The sequence below is a fragment of the Ruegeria conchae genome, assembly GCF_000192475.1.
In the GTDB taxonomy this organism is placed as follows: Bacteria; Pseudomonadota; Alphaproteobacteria; order Rhodobacterales; family Rhodobacteraceae; genus Ruegeria; species Ruegeria conchae.
The window spans coordinates 882,639-888,834 of record NZ_AEYW01000006.1 but is presented as its reverse complement, the minus strand read 5'-3'; the positions used below and the strand labels follow the sequence as shown (position 1 = coordinate 888,834).

Genomic DNA, 6,196 nt, shown 5'->3' with positions numbered 1-6,196 from the left:
ATCGAGATTGCCGTGGAACTCGCCCAGCGTCGCCTTGGTCAATGTCCGCCCTTTCGAAGCGTCATAAAAGGCAGTCTCCGCATCTTGCAAGGCGTCGCGGGTTTCGTATCTCAGGTCCCTCACATCCGCGCGCAGATTGTCACGCGCCTCCTCATAGGCCTCAGCATCGCGCAGTTCATCCTCAAGCGCATTGAGATCGTCTTCGTAATTCGGGTCTGCAGGATCAAGCGCGGCGATGTCATCAGCGATGTCTTCGCTGCTGCGGCCATCATAGCTTTCGTTCAGATCACGCAGTTCACGGCGCGCCTCGTAGAGGTCATCGCGCAGGTCATAGTAGGTTTCCGCTGCAGCCTGATAGGTCGCGATCTTGCCCACATTACTGTTGGCTGAGGCATTGCGGAACGCCGGCGCTGCCGCCTTGGACGCATTCAGGTTACGCAGCTTATCCGAGCCATAGGGATCGGTGATCGCCGCGACAAGCGGGTCGCGGTAACGACGCGCGCCAGGTTTTTTGTCGACATGGCGCTTGGAATAATAATCCGTACGGGCAACAGGGCGCGGGGAATGCTCGAGCGGAGCTACGGAAGCTTGACGGTAACTTTTCTTTACCCGGTTGGCACTTGTATTGGATTTCGATCGCGTGCGTTTTCCAAACAGCTGCTCAACATCGCGTTTGAACTCTCGTCCAAAGCCCGCCAGTGTAGTTTCCCGGACTTTGCTGTTCTGTCCCTTATTCTTGTTCTTGGCCGACCGTTGGGATTTTGCATTCTGATTTTTATTGAATCTAAAAGCTTTGCCTGAGCGTCGAGTATTGAACTTGGCACCACCTGCATCTTTATCTGCGCTTTTGGCCCCATGGCCTTTACCGGATTTTCCTTTGCCGCCCTTGGTGCCGTCATTGCCTTTGCCGGATTTTCCTTTTTCGCCACTGCGGCCTGGTCCCTTCCCGTTACCGTTGCTCTTGTCGTTCTTGGCATAAGCCGCATCGGGACCCAGCATAATGGTAGCGACAGCTCCCGATGCAAGAACCAGCGAAGTAACCGTCAAAACAGACGTCAAGATATTGCGAAATTTGGAGTTGGTCATCTCAGCCCCCCAGCCTCAAACCCTGCTCTGTATATCATGGATTTGAGAGAGGTGGGGAACTTAGCTTAGATTGTTTCCGGAGTGCTCATTTTGGAGTGTGAATCATTAGGTTTCAGCCTGATTGTTTCCCGTTTTCGGCCAATCAGAATTCCAACGGCCCTAACGTGTCAGCTCCCGCATGCCCTGTTCTAGCCCCGCCAGCGTCATGGGCACCATGCGACCCTCAAAAATCTCGCGGATCATGCTGATCGAATGGGTGTATTCCCAATACTTCTCGGGCACCGGGTTGATCCATAGGTTCGATGTCCACTGTTCGCGCGCGCGCTGCAACCAGACTTGTCCGGCCTCCTGGTTCCAGTGCTCATTTGCGCCGCCGGGATACGCGATCTCGTAGGGGCTCATCGAAGCGTCGCCAACGAAGATGCATTTGTAGTCCGGACCGTAGGTGCGCAGCACCTCGTGCATTGGCGTCTGCTGATCCCAGCGGCGGCGGTTGTCACGCCAGACACCTTCATAGAGGCAATTGTGGAAGTAGTAGTATTCCAGATGCTTGAACTCGGTCCGCGCGGCCGAGAACAGCTCTTCGACCACCTTGATGTGCGGGTCCATTGAACCACCCACATCGAGAAACAAAAGCACTTTAACGGCGTTGTGCCGTTCAGGACGAGTTTTGACATCCAGATAGCCATGCTCGGCGGTGGCACGGATAGTGCCATCCAGATCCAGCTCTTCCGCAGCGCCCTCACGCGCCCAGCGGCGCAGGCGTTTCAGGGCGACCTTGATGTTGCGGGTGCCGAGTTCAACCGTGTCATCCATGTTCTTGAATTCACGCTTGTCCCAGACTTTAACCGCGCGTTGATGGCGGCTTTCTTTCTGGCCGATGCGCACGCCTTCGGGATTGTAGCCATAGGCCCCGAATGGCGAGGTACCTGCTGTCCCGATCCATTTGTTGCCGCCTTGATGTCGGCCTTGCTGATCCTTCAGGCGCTCGCGCAGTGTCTCCATCAGCTTGTCAAAACCACCCAGCGCCTCAATCTCGGCCTTTTCTTCGGCGCTCAGATGTTTTTCAGCCATCTTTGCAAGCCATTCGGCGGGAATATCGACGGCCTCGAGCACCCGCTCAAAACTGATTGCGTCCAGGCCTTCGAAACTAGCGGCAAAGGCGCGGTCGAACTTGTCGATATTACGTTCGTCCTTCACCATCGACACGCGAGCGAGGTAGTAGAAAGATTCGACATCGTAGGTGGCGAGGCCCTTTTTCATTCCCTCCAGAAAAGTCAGGTATTCGCGTAAGGAAACGGGAATACCGGCGTTTCGGAGGTTCTCGAAGAAAGGCAGGAACATATCTTTAGACCAATCGCACCAGAACCAGCGAGATCACCAGTCCGATTAGCGCAAAAGCGATCCCGTATCCGGCAGCATACTGGGCCATATCTGCACCGCTGCCATTGCGTTTCCGCGCAGTTCGAACGCCCAGCAAAGCCCCTAAAAGTGCCATGCCCAAAACCACTACCATATGCCGTTATCCACCCGTACCTGCGGCGGCCGCTTGCGCAATGTCTTGCGATACCGAGCGTGCCACCAATTCCGAGCCGAAGCCGTAGCGCGCCCACCCGATACTGTCCAGCCGAACGCTGCGTGCCTGATCAATTTGCCCAGACTGGCGCAAAGCTTCGGATTTCAGCAGCAACAAAGTCGCCAGCAGCGCGGCGTTTTCAGAGCGCGTCATGACATCAATCGCACTGTTCAGTTCGGGCAGCGCCTGCGCCCCTTGACCCTGCGCCAAGGCAAATGCCGCAGTCTGGGCTGTGATATGGGCGCGCTGGACCTCTGTTCCGGGTGTGGAGCGCAGGTACTTCTTCGCGATGTCGTATTGCCTCTGCGCGGCTTCGGGGTCGTCGAACTGCCCCATGCGCCCCAGCAGGTAATGCGGGTAGGCGCGGCGGTGGTCTGTCCAGCCTTGTTGTTGCCCGATCTGTGCCGCTTCCTTCGCGGCATTGACCCGCTTGGCGGTGCCCGCGCCAGCCCCCAATGCGCGCTGTACTGCGTTTATCCAGGCGCGGGGTGTCTCGGTTACCGGTTGCGGTGCAACGCGATCCCCGCGCGGGTTCAGGCGGCTTAGGACACCGGGCAAAACCGCCGCGACCTGTTCGATTGTCATACCGTTCTGCAACTCGGGCGAGTAGGCCGTTCGCAGGATCAACATGTCGAACCCGGTCAGAACCGTGTGAAAGTTATCGTCGTTGAACACAGAATCCGGCAGGCGGTAGAGATCGTTCAGCGGCCCAAGGGCCTGAGCCAACTCTTCATGCAGGCAATCGCGAATTTCCTGTGGGCTGGCATCATAGGGGATGAAAATTCCGATCCTCTCGCGGCTGCGAAGTTCGGTCCAGTTGCTTTTCTTCTTCCGCCGGTCGCGCCGGTATTCTTCCAGGATTGAAGAGTTTGGAACGACGAAACACGCAGCCTGCGGTAGGATGCGGCGGATCTGTTTCTGGCTTACAGCCTCGATGGTGATATTCGCCTGACCCTCTGGAATCTGTCGGATGTCGATCTTCGCCTCCCGTTGCAGCCGTGTCAGTAGCCGGCCCAGGTCGGTCTGCATCGTTGGAGGGGGTGTCCCAGTCAGGCGCACCGTGATCGGCTCGTCGAACCGAGTAAACACCGGAAGTTCCGCACCGCTTTCAAGCGCGAAATGCAGCGACAGGAAATCAGCTGCGATGTTCTTGTTCGAACGGGCAGGCGGGCTGGGACGGGCCGCACCGAAGGATTTAGACGGCGGCAGCGATGCTTCGATCACCTGAGTACGGGTCGGCGTCTCGATCCGGTCGACCGTCGTGCAGGCAGACAGCGCCGCCAGAAGGAGGGTTGCGCCCAAAAGCCTCATGGTCGCTGATACTTCAGGAACGGCGACAACTTGCCGATGCGGTCATAGAGTTTGCGCGCGGTATGGTTGTTTTCCTGTGTCAGCCAATAGACTGAGGGGGCTTTCTGCCTGTCCGCTTCGTCGTAGACGGCTTGAATCAAGGCGCGTCCAACACCGGTTCCACGCGCTTCGGGGCGGGCATAGAGATCCTGCAGATAGCAGACACTTTCCTCTTTCCAAGCGTGGCGATGAAAAAGGTAGTGAGTCAGCCCGAGCAGCTGCCCATCCAGATCGGCGACAAAACAGGAAAAGTCATTCGGATCATCACCTAAGAGCCTTGCAAAGGTGCTTTTGTAAGTCGTATCCGGCACCTCGGTTTCGTAAAATGCAAGGTAGTCACGCCACATCTCCGCCCATTGATCCCGATCCTCTGGTCGCAAAGGGCGGATTGTCGGGGGGGTCGACATTGTCATGTTTCCTGCTCTGGAGGCCCGATTGTCGCCGGGTTTTTCGTTAACGCAATGCTGACATCCGAGCGTACCGATGACAAGCCGTGATCACCGCTTGCTGCGCGCCATAAAGGCCAGCCGTTCAAACAGATGTACGTCCTGCTCATTTTTTAGAAGCGCACCATGCAGTTTTGGCAGCGCATTAACGCCGTCGCGCTTCAGATCCTCGGCACTTAAATCCTCAGCTAAGAGCAACTTCAGCCAGTCCAGCACCTCCGAAGTCGAGGGTTTTTTCTTCAACCCCTGTGTCTCGCGGATTTCGTAGAACTGGGTTAGTGCGGTGGTCAGCAGAGCGTCTTTGATGCCGGGGTGATGCACCTCGACGATCCGGCGCATCGTGGCCTCATCCGGGAAGCGAATGTAGTGGAAGAAACAGCGGCGCAGGAAGGCGTCCGGCAGTTCCTTTTCGTTGTTTGAGGTGATGATCACGATTGGGCGGTTCTTGGCCCTGATTGTCTCGCCGGTCTCGTAGACGTGGAACTCCATCTTATCGAGTTCCTGAAGCAGATCGTTGGGAAACTCGATGTCGGCCTTGTCGATCTCATCGATCAGCAGAACCACCTTTTCATCGGCGTCAAAAGCCTGCCACAGCTTGCCCTTGCGGATGTAGTTCGACACCTCATGCACCCGTTCATCGCCAAGCTGGCTGTCACGCAGACGGCTGACGGCGTCGTATTCATAGAGGCCCTGTTGTGCACGGGTTGTGGATTTCACGTTCCACTCGATCATCGTCAGCCCCAAAGCACCCGCAACCTGTTTCGCCAGCTCAGTCTTGCCGGTACCGGGTTCACCCTTGACCAGCAAAGGGCGTTCCAGGGTGACGGCAGCATTCACAGCAATGGTCAAATCGTCGGTGGCAACATATTCTGCGGTGCCTTGGAAACGTGCGGTCATGGGACCCCTCATTTGGTGTTTGGGCGGTTTTTGCTTTCCACGGGTTACAGAGGGGCAGGTATTTTTACAAGCCGGGCCGCTGCGTCGCGCTGAGATGATTTCTACCGTGAGTTCAATCCCTCTCGGGCGATTCGCCTGCATCAGACTAGCCTGACGTCTATCGGTGCCCGAAAAACGCCATGTGATAACCACAGAAAAACAAGGTTTTGTTGTTACAAGTCTCGTTATTAGAGCAGGCGGAGTGACGCGGCGACGAGCGACACGTTTGTGTAGTGACAATCTCAGCGCCGTCGGATACACGCTCCGCAGAAGGGGGTGCCGAATGTCAGCTAATACAACAGCAACCGACGTTTCAGGCCATACCGAGGGAGCAAATATGAAGCAGGAAGTTTTTCTGCCGGACGATTATCGACCGGCTGAAGATGAGCCTTTCATGAATGATCGACAGCTTGAGTATTTTCGCCGCAAGCTGATGGATTGGAAGACAGAACTACTCGCAGGCAGCCGCGATACGATCGAAGGGTTGCAGGACAACACCCGTAACATTCCTGATGTCGCCGATCGCGCAAGCGAAGAAACCGACCGCGCGCTGGAACTGCGCACGCGAGACCGTCAGCGTAAGCTAGTTGCCAAGATCGATTCGGCCTTGCGTCGGATTGACGAGGGTGAATACGGGTATTGCGAGAAAACCGGTGATCCGATCTCGTTGAAGCGTCTGGATGCACGTCCAATCGCGACGATGACCTTGGAAGCGCAAGAGCGCCACGAACGCCGTGAAAAGGTCCACCGCGACGATTGATCGCTGGATAATCTAGATAAAACATCAACGCCGGGGCCTGTC

At 56.5% G+C, this 6,196-nt stretch carries 7 protein-coding genes; 1 reads left to right on the top strand and 6 read right to left on the bottom strand.

All coding sequences use genetic code 11. From position 1 onward, the window contains the following. From G7G_RS22875 to G7G_RS0108945, 6 genes are all read right to left on the bottom strand, one after another. A partial coding sequence (locus G7G_RS22875; RefSeq protein WP_010440606.1) for a hypothetical protein occupies positions 1-1,086 on the bottom strand: 1,086 nt, incomplete at its 3' end. Between the two features lie 159 nt (positions 1,087-1,245). Then, positions 1,246-2,430 (bottom strand): vWA domain-containing protein, encoded by a 1,185-nt coding sequence (locus G7G_RS0108965; protein WP_010440605.1) that lies wholly within the window; start codon positions 2,428-2,430, stop codon positions 1,246-1,248. A gap of 4 nt (positions 2,431-2,434) precedes the next feature. Continuing rightward, entirely contained in the window at positions 2,435-2,602 is a 168-nt protein-coding gene (locus tag G7G_RS24375) for a hypothetical protein (protein WP_010440604.1), read from the bottom strand. Positions 2,603-2,608: 6 nt separating this feature from the next. Next, on the bottom strand, positions 2,609-3,973 hold the full coding sequence (locus tag G7G_RS0108955) for a DUF2927 domain-containing protein (RefSeq protein WP_010440603.1): 1,365 nt from the start codon (positions 3,971-3,973) through the stop codon (positions 2,609-2,611). Continuing rightward, positions 3,970-4,419, bottom strand: a complete 450-nt coding sequence (locus G7G_RS0108950) for a GNAT family N-acetyltransferase (RefSeq protein WP_010440602.1) — start codon at positions 4,417-4,419, stop codon at positions 3,970-3,972. The genes G7G_RS0108955 and G7G_RS0108950 overlap by 4 nt, the downstream gene beginning before the upstream one ends. A gap of 90 nt (positions 4,420-4,509) precedes the next feature. Then, positions 4,510-5,355: an AAA family ATPase gene (locus G7G_RS0108945; protein WP_010440600.1), complete on the bottom strand. Its 846-nt coding sequence runs from the start codon at positions 5,353-5,355 to the stop codon at positions 4,510-4,512. A gap of 376 nt (positions 5,356-5,731) precedes the next feature. Between G7G_RS0108945 and dksA the strand changes: the two genes are divergently transcribed. Beyond that, positions 5,732-6,154, top strand: a complete 423-nt coding sequence (gene dksA / locus G7G_RS0108940; protein WP_010440598.1) for an RNA polymerase-binding protein DksA — start codon at positions 5,732-5,734, stop codon at positions 6,152-6,154. Positions 6,155-6,196 lie beyond the last annotated feature (42 nt).

Coding starts and splice junctions, on each gene's coding strand:
- dksA (WP_010440598.1), top strand. CDS start 5,732: ATGAAGCAGGAAGTTTTTCTGCCGGACGATTATCGACCGGCTGAAGAT.
- G7G_RS24375 (WP_010440604.1), bottom strand. CDS start 2,602: ATGGTAGTGGTTTTGGGCATGGCACTTTTAGGGGCTTTGCTGGGCGTT.
- G7G_RS0108955 (WP_010440603.1), bottom strand. CDS start 3,973: ATGAGGCTTTTGGGCGCAACCCTCCTTCTGGCGGCGCTGTCTGCCTGC.
- G7G_RS0108950 (WP_010440602.1), bottom strand. CDS start 4,419: ATGTCGACCCCCCCGACAATCCGCCCTTTGCGACCAGAGGATCGGGAT.
- G7G_RS0108945 (WP_010440600.1), bottom strand. CDS start 5,355: ATGACCGCACGTTTCCAAGGCACCGCAGAATATGTTGCCACCGACGAT.
- G7G_RS0108965 (WP_010440605.1), bottom strand. CDS start 2,430: ATGTTCCTGCCTTTCTTCGAGAACCTCCGAAACGCCGGTATTCCCGTT.